This window comes from Paenibacillus sp. FSL R7-0272, from assembly GCF_037969905.1.
In the GTDB taxonomy this organism is placed as follows: domain Bacteria; phylum Bacillota; class Bacilli; order Paenibacillales; family Paenibacillaceae; genus Paenibacillus; species Paenibacillus polysaccharolyticus.
The window spans coordinates 3,783,105-3,808,884 of sequence record NZ_CP150221.1; the positions used below are offsets into that span (position 1 = coordinate 3,783,105).

The following is a 25,780-nucleotide window of genomic DNA, read 5'->3' on the forward strand; positions in this document are numbered from 1 at the left end:
TATTTTAAATTAAACCTAAACTGAACTCAAATAGATGTTCTCGATTCACCGCTTCGGTATAATAAGCAATATTGTTCAAGAATTCAGCCTCAGATGCACGTTATAATCACCTAAACATACCAGAAAGAAGGTGCATCATGAGTCGCGAAGTGCGAACCGTCGTGTATGATCCAGATTTGCAACTGGAAGCTTATCAATTTGAAGGCATCATGCAGAAATTTCCCAATCATTTTCATGACTATTATGTGATTGGATTTATTGAAGAAGGGAAACGGCATCTGATCTGCAACAACGAGGAATACCTATTAAATAGCGGTGACATCATTGTTTTCAACCCCCAAGATCCTCATGCCTGTGAGCAGATAGATGGAAGAAAATTGGATTACCGTTGCATCAATATTCAGCCAGAAGTTATGCTGGAGTACGTGCGTGAAATTACTGGACAAGCCTATTTGCCAAGGTTCTCCACCCATGTTCTATATCAGAGTGAGCTGGTCTCCTCGCTCCATGAGCTACATCAGTTCATACTTGAGGAACAACCCGACTTCTGCAAAGAAGAGATGCTTCTCTTCCTACTAGATCAACTGCTGAAGGACTACGCTGATGCAGAGATGGCTGAAACCGAACAGAAGATAACGTTAGAGATTCGGCAACTGTGTGATTATATGGAAGTCCATTACTCGGAAAACATCAGCTTGAATGAATTATCCGAGATTTCGGGGATTAGCAAATACCATTTACTGCGACAGTTTACTCGTCAAAAAGGCATATCTCCCTACCGCTATCTTGAAACGATACGGATCAATCATGCCAAACGCCTTTTGGAACAGGGACTATTGCCTATAGATGTTGCTGCTCAGACGGGCTTTAGTGATCAAAGCCATTTCACCAATTTCTTCAAAAAACTGATTGGTCTTACGCCCAAACAATATCGTCGTATTTTTAATCACGGTGCCGAGACTAAACGATTGCAGGAAAACAAGCGATGACTTTAATGCGTAATCACAACCATGTTGCTGGACACCTGCTTGCCTTATTTACCATTCTCATCTGGGGAACCACTTTTGTTTCAACAAAAGTGTTACTGAAGGACTTTACACCTGTTGAAATCTTATTGTTCCGTTTTCTGATTGGTTATCTCGTCCTGTGGATGATCTATCCACGTACTCAGAAAATTGTTTCTTTGCGGGAAGAAGCATTATTTATTGGTGCAGGTTTATGCGGAGTGACCTTATATTTTCTCATTGAAAATATGGCTTTGGTATATACAACAGCTTCCAACGCAGGCATCATTGTATCCGTCGCTCCTTTCTTCACTGCTGTACTTGCCCACTTTTTTCTGGATGGGGAACGGTTAACGACCCGCTTTGTAAGCGGATTTGGCATTGCGATCTGTGGCATTATCCTGATCACCCTAAATGGAAGCTATATGTTGCAACTTAATCCCTTGGGTGATCTACTCGCATTTATCGCTCCTGTGGTGTGGGCAGTGTACTCGGTTATGATGCGTAAAATCGGATTACGAAACTACAACGTTATAGGCGCAACACGTAAAGTGTTTTTCTATGGCCTGCTATTCATGCTACCAGCGTTGGGTTTAGTAGAATCTGACCTGAATGTCGCTAGATTCACACACCTCACCCATTTATCGAACCTTCTCTTTCTCGGTGTGGGCGCTTCAGCCCTTTGTTTTGTGACATGGAATCAAGCCGTTAAGCTACTAGGAGCGATTCCAACAAGTGTATACATCTATCTCGTACCTGTGATTACAGTTGGTTCATCTGCACTTATTCTTCATGAGCAACTGACATGGGTGAGCATACTAGGTGCATCCCTTACGTTGTATGGCTCTTACATTTCGGAGAGCACGGCGAGAGGCAAAAAGCGCAACGTATTTTCGGCAAAATTACGTCGCAACACTTAACTCACTTCTCGTTAGAAGTTACGTAATCACGTTCACAATGTAAAAAACACGATCCCTAGCAAACGGGGTCGTGTCTTCTGCGTCTTTTTCAAAAAAAATTAGCTTATATCACAGAGATTGGGCAAGTCCATCACTACTCATCCCCTGCTTTGTCTTGATCTAACTGAGACATAAGTAACTCCAACTCCTGTTTCTCCAGATGTCTCCACTCTCCCCTTTTCAACCGTTCATCCAGTGTAATGTTCATAATCCGAATTCTCTCCAGCTTTAAAACCCTGTACCCCAGCGCTTTGCACATTCGGCGGATTTGTAAATTAAGCCCCTGTGTCAAAATAATTCGAAAAACGTTCTCGTCTTGCCTATACACCTCACATGGTTTGGTAACCACATTCAGAATCTCCACACCTTTTGACATGGATTGAAGAAATGCATCAGTGACCGGCTTGTCCACGGTAACGACATATTCTTTCTCATGATGATGCTCCGAACGCATCATTTTGTTCACGATATCTCCATTATTGGTGAGTAAAATCAACCCCTCTGACGCTTTATCCAACCGGCCGACTGCAAAAATGCGTGAAGGATAATTCAAAAACTGAATGATATTGCCCTCAACATGTTCAGCTGCCGTGCATGTAATGCCAACGGGTTTGTTCAGAACGATATACACGGCCTCAGGATTCCTTTCTGGAATACGCTCCCCATCCATCAGCACGATGTCTCCTGGTGCAACCGTATCTCCTTTTACACATACCCTGCCGTTGATTGTAATTCTTCCGGCTGCAATGCGACGAGTCGTTTCCCTGCGGGAGAAGTGCCCCGTCTCACTTATGTATTTGTTGATTAACATATTTCACCACTTCTCATCATTTTCAAATCTGTATATACAGCTGTTCTTTCATTCATTTGAACAATTATTCCGTTTACCTTAAAAGCGTTGAACCTCATCTTCTCATGAAATGAAAAGTGACGCAACTGAGTCACCTTCGACATAAATCTTGTAATCGGACAGGATGAACTAAAAAAAGAATGCCCCCGCCAAACTTTAACATAATTTTACAATAAAAAGCTTGTACAATTTCAAAATTATGGTATAAGTTAAATATAAAATAAACATTTATTTCAATTTATAAAAATGTTATCCACTTCGAGGAGGTAGACATTTGAAAAGAATATTCGTTTTAAGTTGCGGCTTCTATCTGCTGATTGGCATAACCAGCGTAGTACTTGGTGCGCTTCTACCCGTTTTATTACCTCACTATGAACGCGGTTACAGTGACGGGGGATTTCTACTATTTTTGCAGTTTCTCGGGTTTCTTGTCGGTGTACTTGTGTCACCGTCCATGACGGCTAAAATTGGTCGAAAATGGATGCTCACCCTTGCGTTGATCTTCATTATTGCAGCTTATTTGGTGCTCGGATGGTTGCCTTCGTGGAACGTTCTGCTTCTGTTGACCATTATTGTGGGGTTTGGCTCAGGCATCATCGAACCTTCCGTTGGAGCCTTCACTATTGAATTTACGGAAAATCAGAAAGCGGTCGCCATGTCCAAACTGGATGTATTCTTCGCCCTGGGCGCACTTCTCATCCCCGCAGCAGCTGCCCTGTTCATCTGGTTGGGTCAGTGGCACTTGACGTTCTTCACGGTTGCTGCATGCGCGCTTATCCTCATGGTTCCATGGGTCACCATGCCTCGGCCTGCTGCACAATACCTCGAACAGGCTGGAGAAAACACGACAAAACAGGGGACAAACAAAGCCAGTTATTCCAAAAAACATCTGGGGGTGCTATCCCTCTTCGTTGTCTTTTTCTTTGTTTACATGGGACTGGAGCTTGGATTGATGAATTTCCTGCCCTCCATTCTGGTAGAACGTTTGGAACTGAAAGAATCTATCGCCTCTCTAAGTGTATCCATTCTGTGGATTGCCATGATTGTAGGACGCCTTTTCTCTGGCAAAATCGCTGAAGCCGTCAATTATATGCCCTTCTTGATCTGGAGCACGATAGGTACATTGCTGTTTACGGTATCTATGATATTCGTGTCCGGTCAATGGGTAACATATGGGCTAATCTTTGGAACAGGATTATTTATGTCGGGTTTATTCTGCATCGCACTCGTCTATGCAAATGTGCTGATTCCTGGCATGACGGAAAGAACAACGAGTATATTGATTGCCTCCGGCGGTATTGGCGGTGCAACGTTACAGTACCTCACGGGATGGAGTATGAGCGCATGGCCGATCGTCGGCACCATCATGATTTTAGCGGGATTTTGTATGCTTTTATTGCTGACATTGATCCTCTCCCACCTGTGGAACACTCGAAATGAATCGTTGAGCTCTGCATTCCCGCATCAAACCAAAGAAATATAACTTGTAAGGCTTACAGACTTCCACACTTGAAAGGGGGGATGCCCAAACCATCCGGAATGTCATATTGTTCACCTAGCTAGTACACTAAACTATTGGAGGAATCCGAATGCAAACTTTAACCAATAACCGCTTTACAGTCGGAAAAGGGATTAAGTTGATTGACGATGCAGGTGTGGAATATCTAGATGGCGTCTCGGGTACGTTTAATCTGTCCTTGGGATATAATCATCCACATGTAGTCAATAAAATTCAGGAACAAGTCGGCAATCTTACGCATATGTCTTCCTCCTTCACGGAACCTTACGTCAATGAAGTATTGGAACACTTGATTGAGTATGCTCCGAACAATATCGATGCCGGATGGATGCGGGATATTACCGGGTCTACGGCCAATGAGTGCGCAACTAAAATTGCCCAGAAGTATACAGGATCAACGGACATCATCAGCTTGTACCTTTCTCATCATGGACAGACCCAATTCGCAACGGGCATCTCAGGTAATGCCTTTAGACGCAAGCGTTTTCCTAATTCGTCAGCCCCTAATGCGGTTCATGTACCCGCACCATATTGTTATCGTTGCCCGTTCAAAAGTGAAAGTAGCGAGTGCGGATATCAATGTGTTGAAGCGATATCTGATGCTATAGAATATGCCAGCTCAGGCTCGGTTGCTTGTATGATTATTGAGCCCATTCTCGGAAATGGCGGCAACATCGTTCCACCGTTAGGATATTTCAAGCGCCTTCGCCAATTATGTGATGAGAACAACATGCTTCTCATTGCTGATGAAGTTCAAACGGGTGTCGGACGTACGGGTACGATGTTTGCTAGCGAATTATTTGATATCCAGCCCGACATGATTACACTTGCCAAAGGCCTTGGCGGTATCGGTGTACCTGTAGCTGCAGTTCTGATGCAATCTCGATTAAATGTACTGGAAAAACATGAGCATTCTTTTACCTCAGGCAGTAATCTCATCTCGGTCACCGCTGCCAAATCCACACTGGAAGTGGTCTCAGAACCGGGATTTCTGGATGCGGTCAAACGAAAAGGAATTTTGCTTGGCGGACTGCTACACGAGCTCGCTCTGAAATATCCTAGCATCGGAGAAGCCCGCGGAGTGGGACTCATGTGGGGACTTGAAATCGTGGGTGATCAAAATGAGCCAGATACTCCAAAAACCAATGCGATCATCGACCGTGCCTTTGAAGATCAACATTTGATTCTACGCAGTTCACGGTACGGCTTTGGCAACGTCGTTAAAGTACGCCCTTCTCTGACAACGACCGAAGACGAACTGGTTGAGATTGTGGATCGATTGGATTCTGTCCTCGCCAGCGTTCATTAATTATCGGAAGTTATTTTAGCGTCGAAATGTAGTTTGAAAAAATGTAGTTCCTACAAAAAAAGGAGGTTCCATCATGCTTGCATTAGTATATAAATCTGCATGGGATGTCGCACTCGAGGAACGACCCGTTCCCGAAATTACCAGAGATAATCAGGTGCTTGTGCGTATACGGGCAACCGGGGTCTGTGGAACAGACTTAGGCATTGTTAGCGGAAAATATCATGCGATTCCTTCCGTCATTCTTGGACATGAATCCGCAGGTGAAGTAATTGCTGTCGGCTCCGCCGTCACCACTCTGCAACCAGGAGATCGTGTCGTCATCGACCCTACGTATTACTGTGGTCAATGCGAGATGTGCAGGACAGGAAGGCAGAACCACTGTACTCACAAGTCCGTTACGGAAACGGGAGTAAGTGCAGATGGCACGTTTACGGATTATTACGTGACAGAAGATCGCTTTTTATATCAATTAAAAGATCATGTTAGTTACGAAGAAGCCACTCTAACCGAGCCGCTAAGCTGTATGTTGACAGGCATTAACCAGATTCACTTGTTGCCGAATTTTAGAACGATTATTCTTGGGGCCGGACCCATTGGCATCCTATACAGCTACGCACTCGCTTCCAAAGGCGTAACGGGAAGTCTTGTCGACATCTCCGAAGAACGCTTAGCTATTGCAGGCTCCATTGCACCAGACCGCTGGCAAGTTCATGCTTCCTTTGAGCAGGCGATCGCAGACATTGCCCCTGCAACCGGACAAGTCGATATGATTGTAGATACCACTGGTGTTGTAGGCACTCAAGTATTATCACAGCTCGCTAGTGGCGGCTATATGATGCTGGTTGGTTTACGGGATGGGAATACGTCCTTTAACCCGAAGGAAGTTGTGGATCGCAGCCTGAAAATTATCGGCTCTATTGACTCCCTTGGAACGTTTGCTACCGCACATTATATGATTGAACAACAGATTATTCCTGCCAAAAAAATTATAACCCACTCCTTTCCGCTGGAAGATTACGAAGAAGCATTCCGCACACTTGGATGCGATATACAGGGACGCACCTTACAAGCCTCCTCTCATGCCATCAAGGTTGTACTGCAATCCAATTAATTCGTTTTTCGTAGCTTGCTGGAATGCTGAATAAAAAGCAGTTACACTAAAACATATGAGACATCATTCAGAGGAGGAATGCAGCATGACAGCAGATCAAGTGGCTGGACGCCTGGACAGGAATCAGATGCAGGATGAACATCGTCATCTTTCTATTCAAGGGGTCATTTTTGATATGGATGGCGTTCTGATCGACAGTGAACCGATTTATTTCGAGATAGAGCGGAGTTCATTTGATCATTTTGGGGCAGCTGTGACGTTGGAAGAACATCATTCTTTTGTTGGTGTCACGCTAGAATCCATGTGGCAACAAGTTATCGACAAATATCAGGTCAAGGTGCCGCTGGAAGAGATTCTTGCGTATCATCAGCAGCATGTCATGGAAAAGATGTTAGCTCATGCCAAGCTTGTGGCTATGCCTGGGGTAGAACGGTGGATACGCTGGCTACATGAGCAACACATCCCGATTGCCGTTGCTTCCTCATCTCCTCGGGCACTCATTGATCTAATCATGGAGAAGACGGGATTGGGTGCGTACTTTGATGTTCGACTGACTGGTGAAGAGGTTGAACACGGCAAACCGGCGCCGGACATTTTTCTCGCAGCAGCCAGTCAGATCGGAATATCCCCGGCACATTGCCTCGTTATAGAGGATTCACGCAACGGGGTCCAAGCAGCCATAAGTGCAGGAATGCGCTGCATCGGCTATCATAATCCGGGGTCGGGCAATCAGAATCTGTCCAAAGCAGATATGCAAATTTCCAGCTATGATGAGCTATGGACATTGAAAGATAAGCTGCCTTTTGAGAACGTAGCACCGGACTTACCAAGATCAGTTTGATATAGATTTTATCGGGAAAAACAAACGTGAAGCCGTTCCAATTCCTTCGAATTGAAACTGCTTCACGTTGTGCTTGCTGCATGTTTTTGTGAAACAAAACATCTTGATCTTCATCCCGAAAGGGATTATACCGAAATATCAAAACTTCTGCCTAGATTGGGGTGAGGAGCCTGCGCCGACTTCAACATCTCGGCCATCTGCTGACCTTGCTGCTGTGCCATATCTTTGGTCATTGACATCACTTGCAGACTTGCCGCCTGAGCTAGCGAAGCCTGACTCTTGGCCATAGATAGTGCTGCGATATCCATCATGTGCACTCCTTTCGCCTTGTCTTATTATTTCGTATACCTCTTCATATATCGGTCAAAGAAAGGCAAATGTTATACGAGATTCAATAACATATCAAAGTTATTCATCAGTCATATCCTCCTACTGCTTCAGGCAAAGCTTTGTAAGCAACTTTGGCTTCAACGATTTCATGAATATATTCCCGTAAATCTAATAGTTGCTTTGCGTCACTTGTGATCTCACAGGAGTCCGACCATAACCATGTCTTCGTTTTCCCATCCACCGTAATGTTCCAGCTTTCAGTCATATAGGGGATTTGATTACAATTTGAAGTTATCGATCCGACATCTCTCATCTCCATCACATTCATTTCATACATTTTCGTATAGATCCTACGCATTTCTTCCGTGGTTAACCTGATTGCGGCCACCCCAGTTCCGTTTTGAACCAGATCCTTATGAACCTTATCATTGTAAGTATTGATTTCGTTTTTATTGGCCTCCCCATATCCGTAACGAACTTTAAAATTAAAATCTGCGGGCATTTCTCTAGGCATAACTTGAACATGAGCTTCAGCCACTGGTCTCGATTCTGCCGCACAGCCAGTAATCAGGCACATGATTCCAATGAACAGCACAGCTATACGTTTCATACAGCACCTCCCAACTCTATTCCCATCATATCTATGGACGGAAAGAGGTTCATTTGAGTTGCTTAAACAATACAAAAAGGAGTAGTTAGTAACTACTCCTTTGTTCAACAAATGCTGTTAAGTTCGTTATTCTTCAGCCAAGATATGTGAATACGCCATCTGTTTCTTTGGCTCTTAATGTAACTTTAACGCCCAACTGCTCTGGCTGGGGATATACCTTTTTGATATCTGCGATCATCTCTTTTACCATTGCTTCAAGCTGCTCAAGCGTGATGTCTTTAGATACCGTACGTATTTTCAACAGCTCATGTTTTTGAAAAGAGCCTCCTCCATCTTGCGTGTTTTCCTGACCCCAAGCACTAAGTTCAAATTCCACTTTTATGCTCTCAGGCATGTACTCTGCTCTCCTTTCTGGTTCCATACAAGTAACCTTACGCCTCTATTAATCCATATTTCACAAAACTATGATACAATCCATCTTCTTCCACGGAGCCCGTGATATCATCAGCAATGGCTTTCAGCCCAGGCTTCGCATTGCCCATCGCAACCCCTACAGCACAGAACTCCAGCATCTCTGCATCATTCATGCCATCACCGATGGCCAGTGTATCTTCTCTCGACATTCCCAGATGCTCTAACAGATCAGCAATCGCAATCGCTTTGTGAATTCCTGGAATCATCAGCTCTCCACTACCTTCCCCGAAAACTGGTACCGTACACTGAATCACCTCAAACTTGCCTTCAAATTCCTGTTTGATTCGTTCAAACGGGACGACTGTACTTTCCAGAAAACAGACCTTATTTACGTCATCTTTATACAGATCGGCTTCGCCGTACGTTAATCCTGCGATAAACGGATGAGGTTTTGTTTCCTTTTTCTCCCGCGCAACTGGATCATTCTCGATATCGCCATAGATACGGCGTTCCAAATGGGATTGAATATTACTGCTTGCGTACAATGCCGAGTTGGATTCAAGATAAAAATCAATGCCGTGTTCATTGAAGAAATCGACCATATGACGAACATCTTCTGCCGTTACTTTTTTATGATATAACACGTCAGAACCATACTCCACGTATCCACCGCCTGCTCCAATCAATCCGTCAAAGCCTACTTCCCAGATCGAATCATAGATCTCAGCCTTAGAGCGGCCTGTGCATAAATACAGCAGATGTCCATTCTTACGCGCTTGTTTACAAGCCTCTTGAGCAGACATTGGGATATTACCGTCATCGTCTACCAACGTGCCATCAATATCAATAAATACGATTTTTGGTTTTATGTTGCTCATCTGTTATTCCCCCAGTTGTATTCTCAGTCTGCAACCTTACGTTTTACTGTACTAAGCGTTCCGAGGTGTTCGTTGATCAATCAACTTTTCTATAAATTCGGCAAAAGAATCCGCATACACTTCAGGCTCTCCATTAAAGTAATCTAAACGCATCACCTTGAATTCTCCGCGTGCATCAGCCATTCTTGTATCGAAATAGTAATATTCATCCTCATCCGGGATAAACAATTCCAGCTTGCCTTCCTGCTTTGCCTGTTCGGGAACCATTTTAACGCCTTTGTGTGGGCCAGTTTCTCAATCAGACTTGTGTACATTCCTACATCTCTCCGATCTAAATGTTGATGGGTTTATCCATATGCACGATTTGCCATTCATTTTGCTCTTCCGTAATAAATGTAAACCCTTGACGCTCCCAGAAATTCACGGCTCCCGGCAGAAAGCGATGAGTATGCAAATATAACGTTGTATACTGCATTTTAGTCACAATTCGTTGCAGTTCTTGTACCAATCGTGAACCAATGCCATACCTTCGGTAGGCAGGATCAACGTAACATTTTACAATCTCAGCTGCGGTATGAGCCGAGTAACGACCTTCAATAACCTGAATTCGCCCATCATAAGGAACAATACCAATCGAACCGATAATACCTGCTTCATCCGATCGTGCAATCACAAAAACAGTATCATTCCGGTTCATGTAATATTCGTCGAACTGCTCAAAATCCTTAGGCAATACGCTATGACTCATCATCGGAAATACTTCACTACGCACACGCATAGCAAAATCAATCGCTTCCTGAATCTCATGGGATTGAACAGGTCTTACTTCGGGCTTCACCTGATGTTCTGTCAACCATATCACATTCCTTATTTTCTTTTATAAAATACTTCTCTTCATCTTAACGAATTCTTATAAACCTATCAATTAACTATATTCAAACCTATGAATCTATCTATACTCACGACCAATTTGGAAGCAAGCCCGCGCATTTTCATAGATTCCGCATAGGATAAGGCGTGTCAGAATCCAATATGGAAAGGGGTAAAGCCGATGTGGTTATGGTTAGGCATCTTGGCCGTTTTCATTTTGATCTCCACCTGGCTCACCCTTCGTTATATCGACCAAAGGGAAGCAAATACATTCGATCCTCACGCCCCCCATCAACTGTTACTCAAGTTCAAAGAAGGTACAACCCCTGATCAGATGCACACCCTTCATCGAAAAACGAAATGCAAAGTCGCCGAAACCTATGAAGACCTCGGGTGGTACCGAATCGAATCTCGCAAAAAAATGCACAGGATGCTCAAGCAGTACAAGGATCATGATCTCATTGAACATGCACATCCCAACTATCTGGTTGAAGCTTCATTCATACCCAATGATCCCTTCTTCCCTTATCAATATAATCTCACCAAAATCAATGCACCTGCTGCATGGGATATCACTCAGAGTAACAGCTCGATTAAAATTGCCATCATTGATACGGGTGTACAGCTGAATCATCCTGAACTTGCATCCAAGCTCTTGCCCGGTTACGATTACGTCGATTATGACAACATCCCTGAGGATGGAAATGGACATGGCACCCATGTTGCCGGTATCGCTGCTTCCATTACCAATAATGGTGTTGGGATTGCAGGCACAGCACCTCTCGCTTCCATCGTACCGCTTCGTGTGCTCGACAACAACGGCCAAGGGACGATCGGTAACGTGGGCAATGGGCTTGTTTTTGCAGCCAATAACGGCGTTCAAGTGATCAATCTGAGTCTGGGTGGACCGACAGGAGATGCTTTCCTTCAGGCTGCCGTTCAGTACGCATGGGATCGGGGAGCTGTCATTATTGCAGCAGCAGGTAATGACAATACGTCATTTCCGATTGTTCCAGCATCGTATGCTAACGTCATCGCTGTTGCATCCACCAACTCATCCGACCTGAAATCGAATTTCTCCAATTACGGTTCTTGGGTGGATATGGCTGCACCGGGTGATACTATTCTCTCCACGTACCTTGGTGGATCGTACGCTTATCTTAGTGGAACATCAATGGCCGCTCCGCAAGTTGCTGGCGTGGCTGCTTTACTCGCATCCCAAGGCAAAACGAACGCCCAAATTCGGGATGCCCTATGTTTCGCTTCAGACCCTGTATCGGGTTCAGGCATCTATTGGACGTACGGGCGGCTGAATGCCAATCAAAGTGTGCAAGTCCCATAAAGATGCGTGTGTTCATTTACCGCTAACCTATTAGGTTGACCCTTGTTTCCTTATATTTCATAGTCAATATGCAAATAAAACGATGGAGCTTCTACAAGATAGAGCTCCATCGCATTTATAGAAATGTATTTGGTTTTATAGTTTTGCAGCCCAAATTTCGATTTCAATCTTGATCTCAGGCAAACCTAACTCTGTAATATATCCAATCGTCATTGCAGGATAATCATGATCGTATAATTGCTCCCATTCGCTGTAGAGGTAATCCCAGTCTATTTTCTCCGTTGCCCACACATTCACTTTTATAATATGTTCAGCATGCAAATCTTCGGATTGCATAACGGTTTTGATATTGTGAAATGTATTGGTGACTTGTTCATTCAACGTATTCGGAAATTGACCATTCACATCTACGCCAACCTGCCCTGATGTCACAAACAACTCTGCATTTCTCGGAATTTTTGTGATATGCGTATAATTCCCTACAGGGGATGGCATATTGGTTGGATTTTTTCTCATAATTTTTTCATTTGTCATGTTCATTACCTCATCATTCCTAAGATTTTTCTACGGTTTTCATTATTTTGATCTCCATTTGGGCAGACTTGTCCCGTGTTTTGGATTCTAGAAAAATACCGCAGTGGAGTATCCATATCCTGAAGATATAAACGCAAGTGATTTTTTCTTCATGGCTGATGACTCCCCCTTCTTAGTTGACAAGATTTTCTACATTTATAAATTATAATAAAACTCATAACACGAGTCAAAAGGACGTCAAGCCATTGATTCCTTATCAAAACCAAAAACAATCCCGTGCGAACGGGACTGTTCTTGGTCTAGAAATATTTTGCGCCATTACTTGCGATAACCTCTTTGTACCAATAGAAGCTTTTCTTTCTTACCCGACGAAGTGTTCCGCTTCCATCGTTATTTCTGTCTACATAAATGTAGCCATACCGCTTCTTCATCTCACCCGTACCTGCGCTAACCAGATCAATGGGACCCCAACTGGTGTACCCAATCAGTTCTACACCATCCTGAATCGCTTCGGCCATCTCAGCGAAGTGGCTATTCAGATACTCAATGCGATAGTCATCTTCAACCGTGTCATTATCCAGCAACACATCGGTCGCACCGAGTCCATTTTCGACAATAAACAACGGTTTGCCGTAGCGATCATGAAGCTGGTTACACGTAATACGAAGCCCTTTGGGATCAATGGTCCAGCCCCATTCGGACGCTTGAAGATACGGATTCTTCACCGATCCAAACACGTTGCCTTCGGTGGAGTCCTTCAACACTTCAGGATCAGCACTTGTACAACGGCTTGCATAATAGCTAAAACCAATGTAATCCACTGTATGATGCTTCAAAATTTCGGCATCTTCTGGCTGCATCTCAATACGGATATTATTCTCTCTGAAGAAACGTTTGGTATAACCCGGGTACTCTCCTTTGGACTGTACATCAATAAAGAAGAATGATTCCCGGTCTTTATCCATCGCTTTCCACACATCATCCGGATGTGAACTGTAAGGGTACACCGTACCCGCGGCCAGCATGCATCCAATCTGTGCACTTGGAATAATCTCGTGACAAGCTTTAACAGCTAGCGCACTTGCAACGAGCTCATGGTGTGCAGCCTGATACAATACCTGTTCTTTATCTTCGCCTTCCTGAAGCACGATCCCCGCGCCGATATAAGGCAGATGAAGCAGCATATTGATTTCGTTGAATGTCATCCAGTACTTCACTTTGCCTTTGTAACGAGTAAACAGTGTTTTGGCATAAGTTTCGAAAAAGCCGACCATCTTGCGGTTTTTCCAGCCACCGTAGTTCTTCACCAAATTCACAGGTACATCAAAGTGACATATGGTCACGACGGGTTCAATATTGTGTTTTAACAGTTCATCAAAGACATCATCATAAAACTGAAGCCCCGCTTCATTCGGCTCTGCATCATCACCGTTCGGGAAAATCCGTGCCCAGGCTACCGAAAGCCTGAGGCACTTGAATCCCATTTCTGCAAATAAAGCAATATCTTCCTTGTACCGATGATAAAAATCAATCGCGTCATGTGAAGGATAGAATTCTCCTTCTTTGGGTTCAAACGAATCCAGATTACCCAGCGCAATCGGAAAACGATTGGCTCCAATCGGGATCAGGTCAACCGTAGTTAACCCTTTCCCCCCTTCAAGATAAGCACCTTCCAGTTGATTCGCTGCCGTTGCTCCTCCCCAGAGAAAATCATCTGGGAAGGCCTTCATTTTTTCAACCATTTGAATAATTCCTCCTATTCATCATAGGCATTTATGATCCAGTTCGATCCGTTCAAGCACGTATTAGTTCAGTACTGTCAGCAGTTTATCCTGCTCGTTCACAGTCTGACTTTTAGTAGGGACAACGTCGAGATAACTGGAAGTATTGGTGATGATTACCGGGGTTACGATCTCGTATCCCGCATCTTTAATCGCTTGCAGATCAAACTCCATGATCAGATCACCTGCATTGACACGGTCACCATCTTTGACATGTGCGGTAAAGTGTTGGCCTTTCAATTGCACCGTATCTTGACCAATGTGAATCAGCATCTCTACACCATCATCTGTAACAAGACCAATTGCGTGTTTGGTACGATACACGGTTTGCACAACACCTGTTATCGGGGACACAACTCTACCACTGGTTGGACGGATGGCAATGCCTTTACCCATATGTTCTCCTGCAAACGTAACATCGTTAATTTCTTTCAGTTCAACCACTTCACCAGCCATTGGGCTAACGATTTCATAACGGTTATTCGGGTTAGGATCAAGTACAGGTGCCGGAGCGGCTGTTTTTTCAACTGGATCTTTGAAGCCCACAACATAAGTCAAGATGAAACCAAGAATGAATGCGATAATTGTAGCTGCTACAACCCAGAAGAATACGGAATTCATTCCTTCTGTAGGGCTTACATAGCTCGGATAACCGAAGATCCCTAGACCACCAATGATGTAACCTTTCGCTCCGAACAAACCAAGGATACCTCCACCAATACCACCAGCAATACAGCTCATGATAAATGGTTTTTTGAGTGGTAGTGTCACACCGTAAATCGCTGGCTCAGTTACACCGAATATACCGGAAATGAATGCAGGTGCACCGAGTGTTTTCACTTTTTGGCTTTTCGTTTTCAGCATAACCGCCAGCACTGCACCGATCTGAGCAAAGGAAGCTGCAAAAGAAAGTGCCAGAATCGAATCATAACCAAGCGTTGCAAGGTTAACGAATACCAAGGGAACGAGTCCCCAGTGGAGCCCGAACAAGACGAATACTTGCCACAAACCACCGATTACAAGACCTGTAAGTAACGGACTCAGTCCGTAAATGGAAGATGTAAATGCACCTAAAAGTTGACCTGCCCATGTCGCGATTGGGCCAATAACCAAAAATGTAAGGGGTACAATAACGAGCAACGTACAAAATGGAACCAAGAAGTTACTGACTACTTTAGGCATAACTTTTTTGAAGAAACGTTCAATTTTAACCGCGAAGAACGTGGCGATAATAATCGGGATAACGGATGAGGCATAATCCATCAAAATGACCGGTATACCTAGAAACTCTATCCGGATCGGTGATTCAAACAAAGTGCCTGCAAACAAAGTGTACATCGGTTCCCCAGCGCGTATTCCCGCAAGTGTCGGGTAGACTAACGATGCACCGATGGCCATACCCAGGAACGGGCTTCCACCGAATTTTTTAATGGCTGTGTATCCAAGAAAGATCGGGAAGAAGTAAAATAAACAATCTCCAATAGCGTTTAACAACGCATACGTACCTTCCGTATTATTAATCCAACCAAGGGACACGAACATCGCCGTGAAACCTTTGATCATCCCTGTTGCTGCAAGCAATCCGAGAACCGGAGTAAATACACCGGAGATCATATCGACAAAACGGTTAAACAAATTGCCTTTTGGACCGGAGTCTGCATCATCCGCATCGACTTGACCCTCAGCAGACAGATTGCCTACTTTAACCACAGCTTTATATACGTCCGGCACTTCGTTGCCGATTACGACTTGATATTGTCCTCCGCTCTGCATAACGGTAATTACACCAGGCATATTTTTCAGTTCTTCCGTTTTGGCTACGCTTTCATTTTTCAGTTTAAACCGCAATCTCGTTACGCAATGGAATACACTGTTTACGTTCTCAGGTCCACCAACCCGTGACAGAATGTCTTTTGCTAATTGATCGTAGTTGCTCATTGTCATTCTTCCTCTCTAAGTAGACTCCCCATGCTTGTGAAACAAAGAAAACCTGAACTACTGAACAATCACAACGTACCGGAGATCCGGAAATCAGTCATGTTATTCAGCAATTCAGGTTTTGCCCTTAACGGTTGCAACCCTGTAAGGCTGTACACATTGATATTTGATTATAAACTGCAAGCACATTGATTCATCCTCAAACCTTTCGGCCCGGCATTGCCTGATTGAACAGTAACAATCCGTTTGGATAATGTATGCGCTTACTTCTTGACATCATCATAGTACATCCGCACTATGTTTGCAAGCACTTTTTTAATTTATTGGTTAATCGTCATGATTATTCAGATGTTGCATTGACCACTCGCTCAATATGAATGGTTAAATACATCATTTCTTCGTCAGTCAGTTGATAGGTGTAGTTATTTTCAATGAATTTTTTGATTTTAACAGAGCATTTGTATGCATCCGGGTATTTTTTCTGAATCATCTGAAACAATTCATCATCATTGTTGCTCTTATAGTGTTTCCCCTTCACCATCCGCTGCGCGAAATACTTCAGGTGTGTAACAAAACGAGTATAGTTCAACGCATTCTCATCAAAGTCTATTTTGAAGTGATATTTAATAACGGTCAGAATCTCCTGCATCACCTGCGTCATGCTACGTATATTGGGCATCTCTTCGTTAAGTGCTGCGTTCACAAAATGCAATGCCATAAATCCGGCCTCATCCTCCGGCAAAAGCACTCCAAATTGATCGCAGATCATATTTAACGCTTCAAGCCCCACTTCATACTCATCCTTATACAACTGCTTGGTTTCCCATAACAACCCATTCCGAATCGGAAGATTATTGCGATACCGCTCAATGGCAAAATGAATATGATCCGTAAGATGCAGATAGATACTCTCATTTAACTTCTTCCCAAGCTTCAGCTTGGCATACGCAATAATTTCTTCGGACACTTTCATATACTCAAGTGGAATGCTGGCAATTAAAGCCTTGAAGTTTTCCTGAATATCTTCATTCTGTAAAGTAAAGATCTTGTCAACATGCTGGTCAGAGATCAGATCACCCGCCTTTTTTTGAAAAGCGATACCTCTACCAATAACAATAACTTCCTGTTCATCTTTGATGGCGACTACCGCATTATTGTTTAACACCTTCTCAATTCTCACTTCATCACTCCAATATACAGAAAAAGGCAAACCATACCTGCGCCTTGAGGTTACTGGACATGCCCTTATCTCTTCAATGTGAACTATATGTGCGTTCATGGTATTACATTTCACTGTTTTATGCAACTAGAAAACGCTAACAGTCTCTGATTGGGATTACGTTTTTTTATGTTTGCTGTCCCGCTCCAATTCCGCCTCAATCTTACGATTAATAACCTCCATTCTCTCGGATGAGATTCGATCTATATATGATACCTCCAACGATGATTGGGCCATAAGGAAACATAATACACAAAACAATGCCTACCAATACAAGCATTAAGAAATACATTCGTATCCTCCTGTTTAGTAGAGTATTTCGATTTTGGCTGAATATTCTTAAGTAAGCGGGTCAGATGCATCAAACTACAAATTAAAATATTGCCGAATCCATTGCGCCGATTGCTCAGCACTTTGATTTGTATTATCTATTCGAAGATAATGCTCATGTTTAACTTCTCCCGGTTCGGAATTTAATCGGTATTTTCTCATAGAATGCAATAATTCTCCCTCAGACCAAGCAATGTCTCTTTTGGTTGGTTTATGAAGTAAACGATTGGAGCTTTTGTTCCGTTCCAGTCGTTCTGCAACGTTCGCTTCTAGTTCTACATAACATACTTCCGCACCTTGGGAAACAAACATGTCGGTAAGATGACGAATATAGGCATGATCTTGCTCCACGTCAAAAGCCCATACAAAAGTAAAAATAAGACCCGGAAGCTCACTCTGAGCAACCGCACGAAAGATCTCCTCCCGAAACAATCCTACAAGTCTCTTCCCCTCTGATGTGCTATAGCTAAAATAGGGGGATACAAGATCGATCGTCATATGATTATGAAACAGCTTCAGATCGGTGATCTTCTCCAGTTCCTGTCCAACGGTCATTTTACCAACTGCTTGCGGTCCAAAGATAATAATTAGTTTCATTGGTTTCCTCCACCTAAATGTAATCGGATGTGAATCCTTAAACAGTATATATTTAATCTATTTTTCCATTCATTTCTTTTTGAGGGTATTCTATCATCATACCTTTCTTGTAATAAATAAAAAAGAGATTTCAAAATCTCCTTGTTAAAAGGGATTGAAATCTCTTTGTACTTTTCCACATATTTTATTAAAAAATGAACGTATCATTACCGTCCGATGAGAACCCATCCCCATTTTAGTCGGCGTAGTCCCACCGCACAGAGCCATGAAAGCAACAATGATGCGATAAATGATAACACAACGCCTAGGCTGAAGTGACGGGCAAAATCGTCGGTGAGCACAAGCCTCCAGATCATCAAAACTAAAGGATGAATTAAAAAGATTCCAAATGCAACTGTGCCCAGAGAGTCTGTGAAGCGTGACACTTTATATTCGCTCCTGCGGCCTCTCGTACCCACTTTCTCACTCAAAACCAAGAGCACGAGACAAGCAGAAAGTGTAAATATATTTCGTACAATAAACAACACACTGTACATCAAAACCGGCCATTCTATTAACGTTGTTTTAATGATGCCAGAGGCGTACATCGAAATCGCTGCTCCGCTTATAAGTGCAACCAGCAGCACATAACGCAGGCGCATCATTTTATTCATCAACCATTCGAAGTTCAGTCCCATCCATGCTCCAAACCCGATCACTATCAAATAACTGGGTAACAGACTGCCTGTTCGTTCGAAGTCAAACTTTACATTCAATACGTAAAACAGCCCTTGCGCTGCAATAAAATACAAAGGTAAATATTTTCTAAACCATGGTTTCCTTGTTAAATATAATATCCATGGAAAAACGATATAAAACTGGAGAATAATCAGAAAAAAGTACAAATGTGTATGAGCGGTCCCAAGGGTTAATTGCTTCACAAACTGAACACTGTATGCTAATGGTTCCTTTCCTGCAATCAACTTCTTGATGACAAAATAGATCAGCGACCACACGACATACGGCACAAATATATAGAACATTCGCTTCTTATAAAAGGAAATGATCCAGTCCTTCTCGTTTAACTTAGCACTGTAGTTATAGAACAGAACCAGTGAAGATAAAAACAAGAACGCCGGAACTGCAAATTGCAGAAATGTATTCCAGAAATAAAACAGATCATGATCCCATGTATTTTTGGGATAATGCGCAACAGCAGTTGATGTTGCGTGGATCGCTACAACTGCCATAATCGCAATAGCGCGATAGAGATCCAGATACTCTATGCGTCGGGGGCGATTAACCGGTGGACTCATACTTGTAACCTCACTTGTGTCTGATAATAGAAAGATAGTCTCCGTCAATCCAGATTCCAAATCTTATTTTAATCAGCTAGCGAGGAGATTACAATCTTAATTTGTAGTATATTCAATTAACAAGGTTTAGCTACACTCACCCTCTTCAGTAATCATCCTGTAGGTGAATCGATATTTCCCAGATCCTACAGTCATAGCTACATCTGTGCCTGATTTGTTTAAAAATACATAATCAGCAGATTGATGAATCAGGCTGCCGTTCTCCTTAATCGTTCGACGATCGGCATGTGGCAGATGTATCTCCGCTCTCGTATTGGCAGGAATCTGAACACAAAGTTCCATTTCCCCATGTGTCTGTCGACGCCAACTAGACTTTACTTGGCCATACATACTCTCAAAACTAGCCTTTGCCCATTCCAGTCCCGGACCTGGATATGGCTTGATACGAACCTTCTTAAATCCGGGTTGCTTTTCATCAGGCTGAATCCCTGCCACATAACGATACAACCATTCTCCTATAGCACCATAGGCATAATGATTAAACGAATTCATGTCAGCACTCCACAGGCTCCCATCCTCTCTCATGCCATCCCAATGCTCCCACACGGTTGTTGCTCCCTGCGTCACCTGGTATAGCCAGGACGGATAATCTTCCTGCAACAATAATTCATAGGCTAGATCATTCCTGCCCATATCACTTAATACCGGATTCAAATAAGGTGTTCCTACAAAGCCGGTTGTAAGATGATTCTGTGTTTCTTTTAATAGTTCAGTCAATTGAGCAGCAACACGTTTAGAGGCTGATGTCTCCAGCAAATCAAACTGCAAGGCGAGCACATGCGCTGTTTGTGTTGGAACCGCTAGTCTGCCTGCAGGAGTGACATATTCATCTTGAAATGCCTTGACAATATTTCGATGCAGCTCATCATAAACCTTAACATCTTCCAATTTACCGAGTGCAGCCGCAGCTTTACGAGTCAATGAAACGGAGTATGCATAAAATGCAGTTGCGACATAATGAATGTCCGTCGCCCCAACGTAACTGCCTGGCTTGGAATCCAGTGCAAGCCAATCCCCGAAATGAAACCCTGTATTCCAGAGGAAGACATTCTCTCCCTGATCATAAATATACGCAATCCATCTCTGCATACTTTCATATTGCTCCTTGAGCAATCGCATGTCCCCATACATTTCGTATATGACCCAAGGACAGATCACCGCCGCATCTCCCCAAGCAGATGAGGAATGACTTGTCTCTCCCCAGCCTTCAGGGATCAAGCTTTTTAGATCTGGGACAAAAAACGGCACTCCCCCATCTTCTCCCTGTTCCGCTCGCAAATCCCGAAGCCACTTTGTAAAAAAGGGAGCTGTATTCATCAAATAAGCGGAGGTTCTAATGAACATCTGTGCATCTCCTGTCCATCCCAGCCGCTCATCCCGCTGCGGACAATCCGTGGGCACGTCAACAAAGTTCCCTTTTTGTCCCCATAAAATATTGTGATGGAGTTGATTAACCAACGGGCTGGAGCAAGAAAAGTGACCAGTGCGTTCCATGCTGGAATGAAGGACAACTCCCGTAAACTGATCTAAAACAACCTCTTCTGGGAACCCAATTAATTTTACATAGCGGAATCCTTGAAAAGTAAAATGAGGTTCATATGTCTCCATCCCTCCTCCTTTGAGAGTGTAATGTATCCTTTGTTTGGCAGCACGAAGATTATCGATATAAAAATTCCCGTGGTGATCCAATATTTCGGCATGGTGTAGTTCAACCGCCCGCCCTGCATCTCCCTCAATACTGAATCTCACCCAGCCTACCATGTTCTGTCCCATATCGAGTATCCGATCTCCTTGCGGTGTTGTCAGTAAAGCTATGGGCTGTAGTTGCTCTATCTGCATGACAGGTACATTCTCTTGCGCAACGATGATGTCCTTTGGATAGGAAAGGACCTGAGCAGGTAACCATGCACCTTGAGATTGATCCCCCCAGTCGCTCTCCATACGCGCATCATAGGTTTCCCCCATATAAATGTCTGACATGCGAATGGAACTTGGTGCAGTAGACCACTCCTCATTCGAGCCGATGATCTCTTCCGAGCCATCAACATATCGAATGTGAAGCTCCATCAGTAAAGCAGATGTAGAACCGTAATTCTCTCGTTCAATTTTCCAACCAAGATGCCCTAGGTACCAACCATCTCCAAGATAGGCTCCAAGCACATTTTCTCCAGTCTTAAGCTGATGAGTCACCTCATAAGTCTGATATTGCAAACGCTTACTATATGTCGTCCAACCTGGCGTAAAATAATCTTCACCTACCCGGGTATGATTCAAATGTAACTCATACATTCCAAGTGCCGTAGCATAAATGGTTGCACGTAGAACAGGTTTCACAATGTGAAAGAATCTTCTCATGCGTGGACAGGATGATTCAGGTTCACCAGATCTGTTGGCTGTAATCCACTTTCCGGTCCAATCGGTGCTGAGTTCCATGCGTCCCATCTCAAAATATGCGGCGTCAGACCACCCTGAGGAATTTTCAAATGTATCCCAAACCTGAACCCGGTAAAAATACCGTGTTCGAGCAGCCGGTTGAAAACCTTCGAGCTCGACATGAACAGACTGATCTGATGTCAGCTCTTGTGAATCCCATATGATGACTGCAAAATCAGGTGTGTGAGATAGCTGAACATGATAAGACGCCTGTATACAATTCCTACGATCTGATTCCAACTTCCAGCTCAGTCGGGGCGATTTGACATCCAGACCAATTGGATTCAACCGATATTCACACCGAAGGTCACTGATCTTTAACATATTGTGATCATCCTCTCCATCATGGTTTCCCTTGGTAGGTTACGATATAATTATATCGATTCCAGGGTGTGAATTATCCGGTAAAACGGACTCTTTTACCCCCTTATACAGCCATCTGTGGGAAGGAGAAACGGTGTATGAAAAGGTCTGTAGAACTATTGAAAAGCGAAGCATTCCTGAACCGTCCACTACAGTTATTCGTTAATCGCTGCTTTGAGAACTTTATAATGCCCTTTCACACCCATGATTTTGTTGAATACAGCTATGTTGCCGAAGGTAGTGGGTTTCACCACATCGGTGAAGATATTGTACCTGTCAACAAGGGCATGTTATTTGTCATTCCTATCGGAATCCCTCACGTCTTCCGCCCCGTGAGTACAGATGCAACAAAAACACCCTTGGTCATCTATAACTGCTTGTTTAACGCCGAATTAATACAATCTTTGAGACATATTCTTCGGGATGAGGACATTATGCAACATCTGATGGACCTTGAGCAAAATCGGCAGAAGTATATCTCCGTCACAGATTATACAGGACGTTTGGAAGAATTAATGCATCAGTTATACCGTGAATTCTCCGTTCCCGGACCAGGTTCACTTGCGATGTTAGACACACTGGTTAGCCAATTAATTATCATGACTTACAGACAGGATCAACAGAAGAAGTGTATGGACTCCACTCCACATCCCCCTATGTTTCATGACGTGGAAGCCATTCTTCATTACCTCAGGCAACATCTTGGCGAACGTATCCTCATGAGTGATTTGGTTCAGTTATCGCGGTGGAGTGAGAAAAAGATTGGAAGAATGTTCGTCCGTTATACCGGGCAGACATTTAGATCCTATGTACAACATCTACGTATTCAAAGAAGTTGTGAGCTGTTAAAGCGATCGGACCATAAAGTGGGTATGATCGCTGAAATGGTTGGTTATCAGGATATGGATTCCTTTCATGTTGCCTTCAAAAAAATAACGGGTGTTAGCCCGCTAACCTATCGCAAAAAATCCAGAGTATGACTTCTGCTCTGGATTACGGTAGTATTTTTTAATATTAAATATGAAGGCCTGAAGGTTGCAACATCTCATCGATGTACAGCTTCGCATCTTTCCAGGAAGACATTAGAGGAAAGCCATACTGCTCACGATGTTGCCTGTTCCACGGATGCGGAATACAGATCACTTTCCGACCACTTTCCACAGCCGGAATCAGATTATGCGGCCCATCATCGATTAAAAGATCAAATGTGAGCAAGTTTTTGCGTTTACACGTAATGAATTGCTCCAGTTTAATAAACGGCATATGTAGTTGCAGCCAATTCCACTTCTCATTAACCGTTCTCGGTTCTGCCGCTGTAACAATAATGAGATCATATACCTCGTTTAACTTCTGCATCTCTTCTACCACATACTCGTCATATAGTTCCAGTTCTTCGAACAGACCAGGACGCCCGTAAAATACCTCATGTGTACTATCAGGGTGACGCAAGTGCGTTGTATCCCAGTCGACCATATCTTCATATTGGAGAGGGTGCGTCGGGAAACTCCTGTTGTTATGGTATATAGCCCGTTTAACCAATTGACAAATCGTGTCATCCATATCTACGGCAATAATCGATTTTCTCATTTTCATTCCTCCCTGATACGAACACAGTATATCATCTCATCCGGGACTCAGTCATTCATTTTCATAGGAACAATCCGAAAAAGGCTCTGCTCCGTAGCAAAATTCTACGAAACAAAGCCCTTTAAGTTCGTTCTAGGATCAATCCATATCCTCGCCGTTGGAAGCAATTACTTTTTTATACCAACCAAAACTTTTTTTCTTATACCGGTTCAATGTCCCCTGTCCGTTATCATCCTGGTCCACATAGATTACACCATAACGTTTGGACATTTCCGAGGTAGATGCACTGATAATATCAATGGCTCCCCAGTTCGTGTATCCCATCAGTTCTACACCGTCCATGACCGCTTCCTTCATCTGTGTAATATGTTTACGGAGGTAATCGATTCGGTAATCATCCTGAATGGAACCGTCCTTCTCTACCTTATCTTTCGCGCCGAGCCCATTTTCAACAACGAACAACGGTAATTGATAACGATCATACAGCTCCTTCAGTGCAATACGCAGCCCAACCGGATCAAGCTGCCAGCCCCATTCCGTACGCTCCAGATTCGGGTTTTTGATCGTACTGTATAAGTTCCCGCCCGTAACCCCGTAATCCTCAGGATTCACCGCAGACACCAACGAAGTATAATAACTGAACGAAATAAAATCTACCGTATGCTCACGTAGTATTTGCTCGTCTCCAGGCTCCATGACCACGTTTATTCCATGATCTGACCAGTAACGAGTCATAAACGCAGGATAACTGCCACGAACTTGCACATCCGTATGCAACAGGTTGAGTTGATTGTCGATTTGAGCTTGTAACACATCTTCGGGATTGGATGTCGCTGGGTAATGAATCATACGAGCCAGCATACATCCAATCTGAAACTCTGGGTTAATCTGACGTGCTCTCTCGGTTACCAGACTGCTGGCTACAAACTGATGATGAAGCGCCTGATAAGACGCCTGCATAACGTTATCCACCCGATCCTCGATGATGCCTCCACCTGTAAACGGCTCAATAATCGTCGTGTTGATCTCGTTGAACGTTAGCCAATATTTAACCTTATCCTTGTACCTAGTCATGACGGTTTCTGCATATTTCACAAAATGCCCAATTACCTCACGGCCTGCCCAACCGTTATATTTAAGTACAAGCGACATTGGCATCTCGTAATGAGAGAGGGTTACCAATGGCTCAATATTGTATTTTCGAAGCTCGTCAAACACCTCATCATAAAAACGAAGTCCTTCTTCGTTTGGCTGCTCATCATAACCGTTCGGGAAAATACGCGGCCAGTTGATGGACAGACGGAACGTTTTAAAACCAAGCTCGGCAAACAGGGCAATATCTTCTCTGAAACGGTGATAAAAATCAATACCATATCGTTTTGGATAACCTTTCGAACTGTGATGTGCCATTGCCTTCTCCACCTTGGCAGTTGTGACATGCATCAACTCTCGCAAATTGGTATAATCCTTCTTCTCAAAATAAGGAACCATGTCTGCCGTAGACCAGCCTTTTCCTCCGACATCAAACGCCCCTTCAGCCTGGTTGGCAGCGATTGCGCCGCCCCATAAGAATCCTTCGGGAAATCCTTGTCTATTGTTCATATCA

The 25,780-nt window shown here is 43.5% G+C and carries 24 protein-coding genes; 8 read left to right on the forward strand and 16 right to left on the reverse strand.

Features of this window, described 5'->3' with window-relative positions; translation table 11 throughout:
• Positions 1–137: 137 nt before the first annotated feature.
• Together MKY23_RS16705 and MKY23_RS16710 are read left to right on the forward strand one after the other, a co-directional pair.
• Positions 138–989: an AraC family transcriptional regulator gene (locus MKY23_RS16705; RefSeq protein ID WP_253493816.1), complete on the forward strand. Its 852-nt coding sequence runs from the start codon at positions 138–140 to the stop codon at positions 987–989.
• The gene (locus MKY23_RS16710; RefSeq protein WP_318283229.1) at positions 986–1,924 is read left to right on the forward strand and encodes a DMT family transporter; all 939 of its coding nucleotides are present in this window, start codon (positions 986–988) and stop codon (positions 1,922–1,924) included. The genes MKY23_RS16705 and MKY23_RS16710 overlap by 4 nt, the downstream gene beginning before the upstream one ends.
• Before the next feature lie 133 nt (positions 1,925–2,057).
• Here the strand turns inward: MKY23_RS16710 and MKY23_RS16715 are convergent, their stop codons facing one another.
• Complete coding sequence (locus tag MKY23_RS16715) at positions 2,058–2,774, reverse strand: pseudouridine synthase (RefSeq protein WP_154983575.1); 717 nt, start codon at positions 2,772–2,774, stop codon at positions 2,058–2,060.
• Positions 2,775–3,087: 313 nt separating this feature from the next.
• On the opposite strand from MKY23_RS16715, the gene MKY23_RS16720 reads away from it, so the two are divergent.
• From MKY23_RS16720 to MKY23_RS16735, 4 genes are all read left to right on the forward strand, one after another.
• Positions 3,088–4,296, forward strand: coding sequence for an MFS transporter (locus MKY23_RS16720; RefSeq protein WP_339830933.1), 1,209 nt, complete (start codon positions 3,088–3,090; stop codon positions 4,294–4,296).
• 106 nt (positions 4,297–4,402) lie between these two features.
• Positions 4,403–5,641 (forward strand): aspartate aminotransferase family protein, encoded by a 1,239-nt coding sequence (locus MKY23_RS16725; protein ID WP_090916875.1) that lies wholly within the window; start codon positions 4,403–4,405, stop codon positions 5,639–5,641.
• A gap of 73 nt (positions 5,642–5,714) precedes the next feature.
• Entirely contained in the window at positions 5,715–6,752 is a 1,038-nt protein-coding gene (locus MKY23_RS16730) for an alcohol dehydrogenase catalytic domain-containing protein (protein ID WP_339830936.1), read from the forward strand.
• Between the two features lie 127 nt (positions 6,753–6,879).
• The gene (locus MKY23_RS16735; protein WP_339839506.1) at positions 6,880–7,593 is read left to right on the forward strand and encodes an HAD family phosphatase; all 714 of its coding nucleotides are present in this window, start codon (positions 6,880–6,882) and stop codon (positions 7,591–7,593) included.
• Between the two features lie 125 nt (positions 7,594–7,718).
• Here MKY23_RS16735 and MKY23_RS16740 read toward each other — a convergent pair whose 3' ends face one another.
• The 6 genes from MKY23_RS16740 to MKY23_RS16765 all read right to left on the reverse strand — a co-directional run bounded on the left by MKY23_RS16740 (position 7,719) and on the right by MKY23_RS16765 (position 10,687).
• Complete coding sequence (locus MKY23_RS16740; protein WP_154958034.1) at positions 7,719–7,901, reverse strand: YjfB family protein; 183 nt, start codon at positions 7,899–7,901, stop codon at positions 7,719–7,721.
• Between the two features lie 107 nt (positions 7,902–8,008).
• On the reverse strand, positions 8,009–8,533 hold the full coding sequence (locus MKY23_RS16745) for a hypothetical protein (RefSeq protein ID WP_339830938.1): 525 nt from the start codon (positions 8,531–8,533) through the stop codon (positions 8,009–8,011).
• A 133-nt stretch (positions 8,534–8,666) separates the two neighbouring features.
• Positions 8,667–8,927: a hypothetical protein gene (locus tag MKY23_RS16750; RefSeq protein ID WP_251505333.1), complete on the reverse strand. Its 261-nt coding sequence runs from the start codon at positions 8,925–8,927 to the stop codon at positions 8,667–8,669.
• Between the two features lie 37 nt (positions 8,928–8,964).
• On the reverse strand, positions 8,965–9,825 hold the full coding sequence (locus MKY23_RS16755; protein ID WP_339830943.1) for a Cof-type HAD-IIB family hydrolase: 861 nt from the start codon (positions 9,823–9,825) through the stop codon (positions 8,965–8,967).
• Positions 9,826–9,876: 51 nt separating this feature from the next.
• Positions 9,877–10,092, reverse strand: a complete 216-nt coding sequence (locus MKY23_RS16760; RefSeq protein ID WP_339830945.1) for a hypothetical protein — start codon at positions 10,090–10,092, stop codon at positions 9,877–9,879.
• A 64-nt stretch (positions 10,093–10,156) separates the two neighbouring features.
• Positions 10,157–10,687: a GNAT family N-acetyltransferase gene (locus MKY23_RS16765; RefSeq protein WP_339830947.1), complete on the reverse strand. Its 531-nt coding sequence runs from the start codon at positions 10,685–10,687 to the stop codon at positions 10,157–10,159.
• A 189-nt stretch (positions 10,688–10,876) separates the two neighbouring features.
• Here MKY23_RS16765 and MKY23_RS16770 point away from each other — a divergent pair, with 189 nt between their 5' ends.
• Positions 10,877–12,037, forward strand: coding sequence for a S8 family peptidase (locus MKY23_RS16770; protein WP_090916888.1), 1,161 nt, complete (start codon positions 10,877–10,879; stop codon positions 12,035–12,037).
• 135 nt (positions 12,038–12,172) lie between these two features.
• Here MKY23_RS16770 and MKY23_RS16775 read toward each other — a convergent pair whose 3' ends face one another.
• The 7 genes from MKY23_RS16775 to MKY23_RS16805 form a co-directional block, all read right to left on the reverse strand.
• Entirely contained in the window at positions 12,173–12,571 is a 399-nt protein-coding gene (locus tag MKY23_RS16775) for a RidA family protein (protein WP_154983582.1), read from the reverse strand.
• A gap of 299 nt (positions 12,572–12,870) precedes the next feature.
• The gene (locus tag MKY23_RS16780) at positions 12,871–14,313 is read right to left on the reverse strand and encodes a 6-phospho-beta-glucosidase (protein ID WP_154983583.1); all 1,443 of its coding nucleotides are present in this window, start codon (positions 14,311–14,313) and stop codon (positions 12,871–12,873) included.
• 63 nt (positions 14,314–14,376) lie between these two features.
• Positions 14,377–16,290, reverse strand: a complete 1,914-nt coding sequence (locus MKY23_RS16785) for a beta-glucoside-specific PTS transporter subunit IIABC (RefSeq protein WP_090916892.1) — start codon at positions 16,288–16,290, stop codon at positions 14,377–14,379.
• A gap of 340 nt (positions 16,291–16,630) precedes the next feature.
• Positions 16,631–17,470, reverse strand: coding sequence for a PRD domain-containing protein (locus tag MKY23_RS16790; RefSeq protein WP_090916894.1), 840 nt, complete (start codon positions 17,468–17,470; stop codon positions 16,631–16,633).
• A gap of 405 nt (positions 17,471–17,875) precedes the next feature.
• Positions 17,876–18,436: an AAA family ATPase gene (locus MKY23_RS16795; RefSeq protein WP_336120185.1), complete on the reverse strand. Its 561-nt coding sequence runs from the start codon at positions 18,434–18,436 to the stop codon at positions 17,876–17,878.
• A 206-nt stretch (positions 18,437–18,642) separates the two neighbouring features.
• Positions 18,643–19,731 (reverse strand): acyltransferase, encoded by a 1,089-nt coding sequence (locus MKY23_RS16800; protein WP_154890512.1) that lies wholly within the window; start codon positions 19,729–19,731, stop codon positions 18,643–18,645.
• Between the two features lie 126 nt (positions 19,732–19,857).
• Positions 19,858–22,548, reverse strand: a complete 2,691-nt coding sequence (locus MKY23_RS16805; RefSeq protein WP_339830953.1) for a family 78 glycoside hydrolase catalytic domain — start codon at positions 22,546–22,548, stop codon at positions 19,858–19,860.
• Between the two features lie 137 nt (positions 22,549–22,685).
• Between MKY23_RS16805 and MKY23_RS16810 the strand changes: the two genes are divergently transcribed.
• Positions 22,686–23,567, forward strand: a complete 882-nt coding sequence (locus MKY23_RS16810) for an AraC family transcriptional regulator (RefSeq protein WP_339830955.1) — start codon at positions 22,686–22,688, stop codon at positions 23,565–23,567.
• A 34-nt stretch (positions 23,568–23,601) separates the two neighbouring features.
• Here MKY23_RS16810 and MKY23_RS16815 read toward each other — a convergent pair whose 3' ends face one another.
• Complete coding sequence (locus MKY23_RS16815) at positions 23,602–24,174, reverse strand: hypothetical protein (RefSeq protein WP_154957499.1); 573 nt, start codon at positions 24,172–24,174, stop codon at positions 23,602–23,604.
• Between the two features lie 138 nt (positions 24,175–24,312).
• Positions 24,313–25,776, reverse strand: coding sequence for a 6-phospho-beta-glucosidase (gene ascB, locus MKY23_RS16820; RefSeq protein WP_339830957.1), 1,464 nt, complete (start codon positions 25,774–25,776; stop codon positions 24,313–24,315).
• Positions 25,777–25,780: the final 4 nt, after the last annotated feature.

Excerpts from the sequence above, each read along its gene's own strand:
- MKY23_RS16725 (WP_090916875.1), top strand. The coding sequence starts at position 4,403 with ATGCAAACTTTAACCAATAACCGCTTTACAGTCGGAAAAGGGATTAAG.
- MKY23_RS16815 (WP_154957499.1), bottom strand. The coding sequence starts at position 24,174 with ATGAGAAAATCGATTATTGCCGTAGATATGGATGACACGATTTGTCAA.
- MKY23_RS16735 (WP_339839506.1), top strand. The coding sequence starts at position 6,880 with ATGCAGGATGAACATCGTCATCTTTCTATTCAAGGGGTCATTTTTGAT.
- MKY23_RS16740 (WP_154958034.1), bottom strand. The coding sequence starts at position 7,901 with ATGGATATCGCAGCACTATCTATGGCCAAGAGTCAGGCTTCGCTAGCT.
- MKY23_RS16775 (WP_154983582.1), bottom strand. The coding sequence starts at position 12,571 with ATGACAAATGAAAAAATTATGAGAAAAAATCCAACCAATATGCCATCC.
- MKY23_RS16715 (WP_154983575.1), bottom strand. The coding sequence starts at position 2,774 with ATGTTAATCAACAAATACATAAGTGAGACGGGGCACTTCTCCCGCAGG.
- MKY23_RS16780 (WP_154983583.1), bottom strand. The coding sequence starts at position 14,313 with ATGGTTGAAAAAATGAAGGCCTTCCCAGATGATTTTCTCTGGGGAGGA.
- MKY23_RS16785 (WP_090916892.1), bottom strand. The coding sequence starts at position 16,290 with ATGAGCAACTACGATCAATTAGCAAAAGACATTCTGTCACGGGTTGGT.
- MKY23_RS16770 (WP_090916888.1), top strand. The coding sequence starts at position 10,877 with ATGTGGTTATGGTTAGGCATCTTGGCCGTTTTCATTTTGATCTCCACC.
- MKY23_RS16705 (WP_253493816.1), top strand. The coding sequence starts at position 138 with ATGAGTCGCGAAGTGCGAACCGTCGTGTATGATCCAGATTTGCAACTG.
- MKY23_RS16710 (WP_318283229.1), top strand. The coding sequence starts at position 986 with ATGACTTTAATGCGTAATCACAACCATGTTGCTGGACACCTGCTTGCC.
- MKY23_RS16760 (WP_339830945.1), bottom strand. The coding sequence starts at position 10,092 with ATGGTTCCCGAACAGGCAAAGCAGGAAGGCAAGCTGGAATTGTTTATC.
- MKY23_RS16730 (WP_339830936.1), top strand. The coding sequence starts at position 5,715 with ATGCTTGCATTAGTATATAAATCTGCATGGGATGTCGCACTCGAGGAA.
- MKY23_RS16805 (WP_339830953.1), bottom strand. The coding sequence starts at position 22,548 with ATGTTAAAGATCAGTGACCTTCGGTGTGAATATCGGTTGAATCCAATT.
- MKY23_RS16810 (WP_339830955.1), top strand. The coding sequence starts at position 22,686 with ATGAAAAGGTCTGTAGAACTATTGAAAAGCGAAGCATTCCTGAACCGT.
- MKY23_RS16755 (WP_339830943.1), bottom strand. The coding sequence starts at position 9,825 with ATGAGCAACATAAAACCAAAAATCGTATTTATTGATATTGATGGCACG.
- MKY23_RS16745 (WP_339830938.1), bottom strand. The coding sequence starts at position 8,533 with ATGAAACGTATAGCTGTGCTGTTCATTGGAATCATGTGCCTGATTACT.
- ascB (WP_339830957.1), bottom strand. The coding sequence starts at position 25,776 with ATGAACAATAGACAAGGATTTCCCGAAGGATTCTTATGGGGCGGCGCA.
- MKY23_RS16795 (WP_336120185.1), bottom strand. The coding sequence starts at position 18,436 with ATGAAACTAATTATTATCTTTGGACCGCAAGCAGTTGGTAAAATGACC.
- MKY23_RS16800 (WP_154890512.1), bottom strand. The coding sequence starts at position 19,731 with ATGAGTCCACCGGTTAATCGCCCCCGACGCATAGAGTATCTGGATCTC.
- MKY23_RS16750 (WP_251505333.1), bottom strand. The coding sequence starts at position 8,927 with ATGCCTGAGAGCATAAAAGTGGAATTTGAACTTAGTGCTTGGGGTCAG.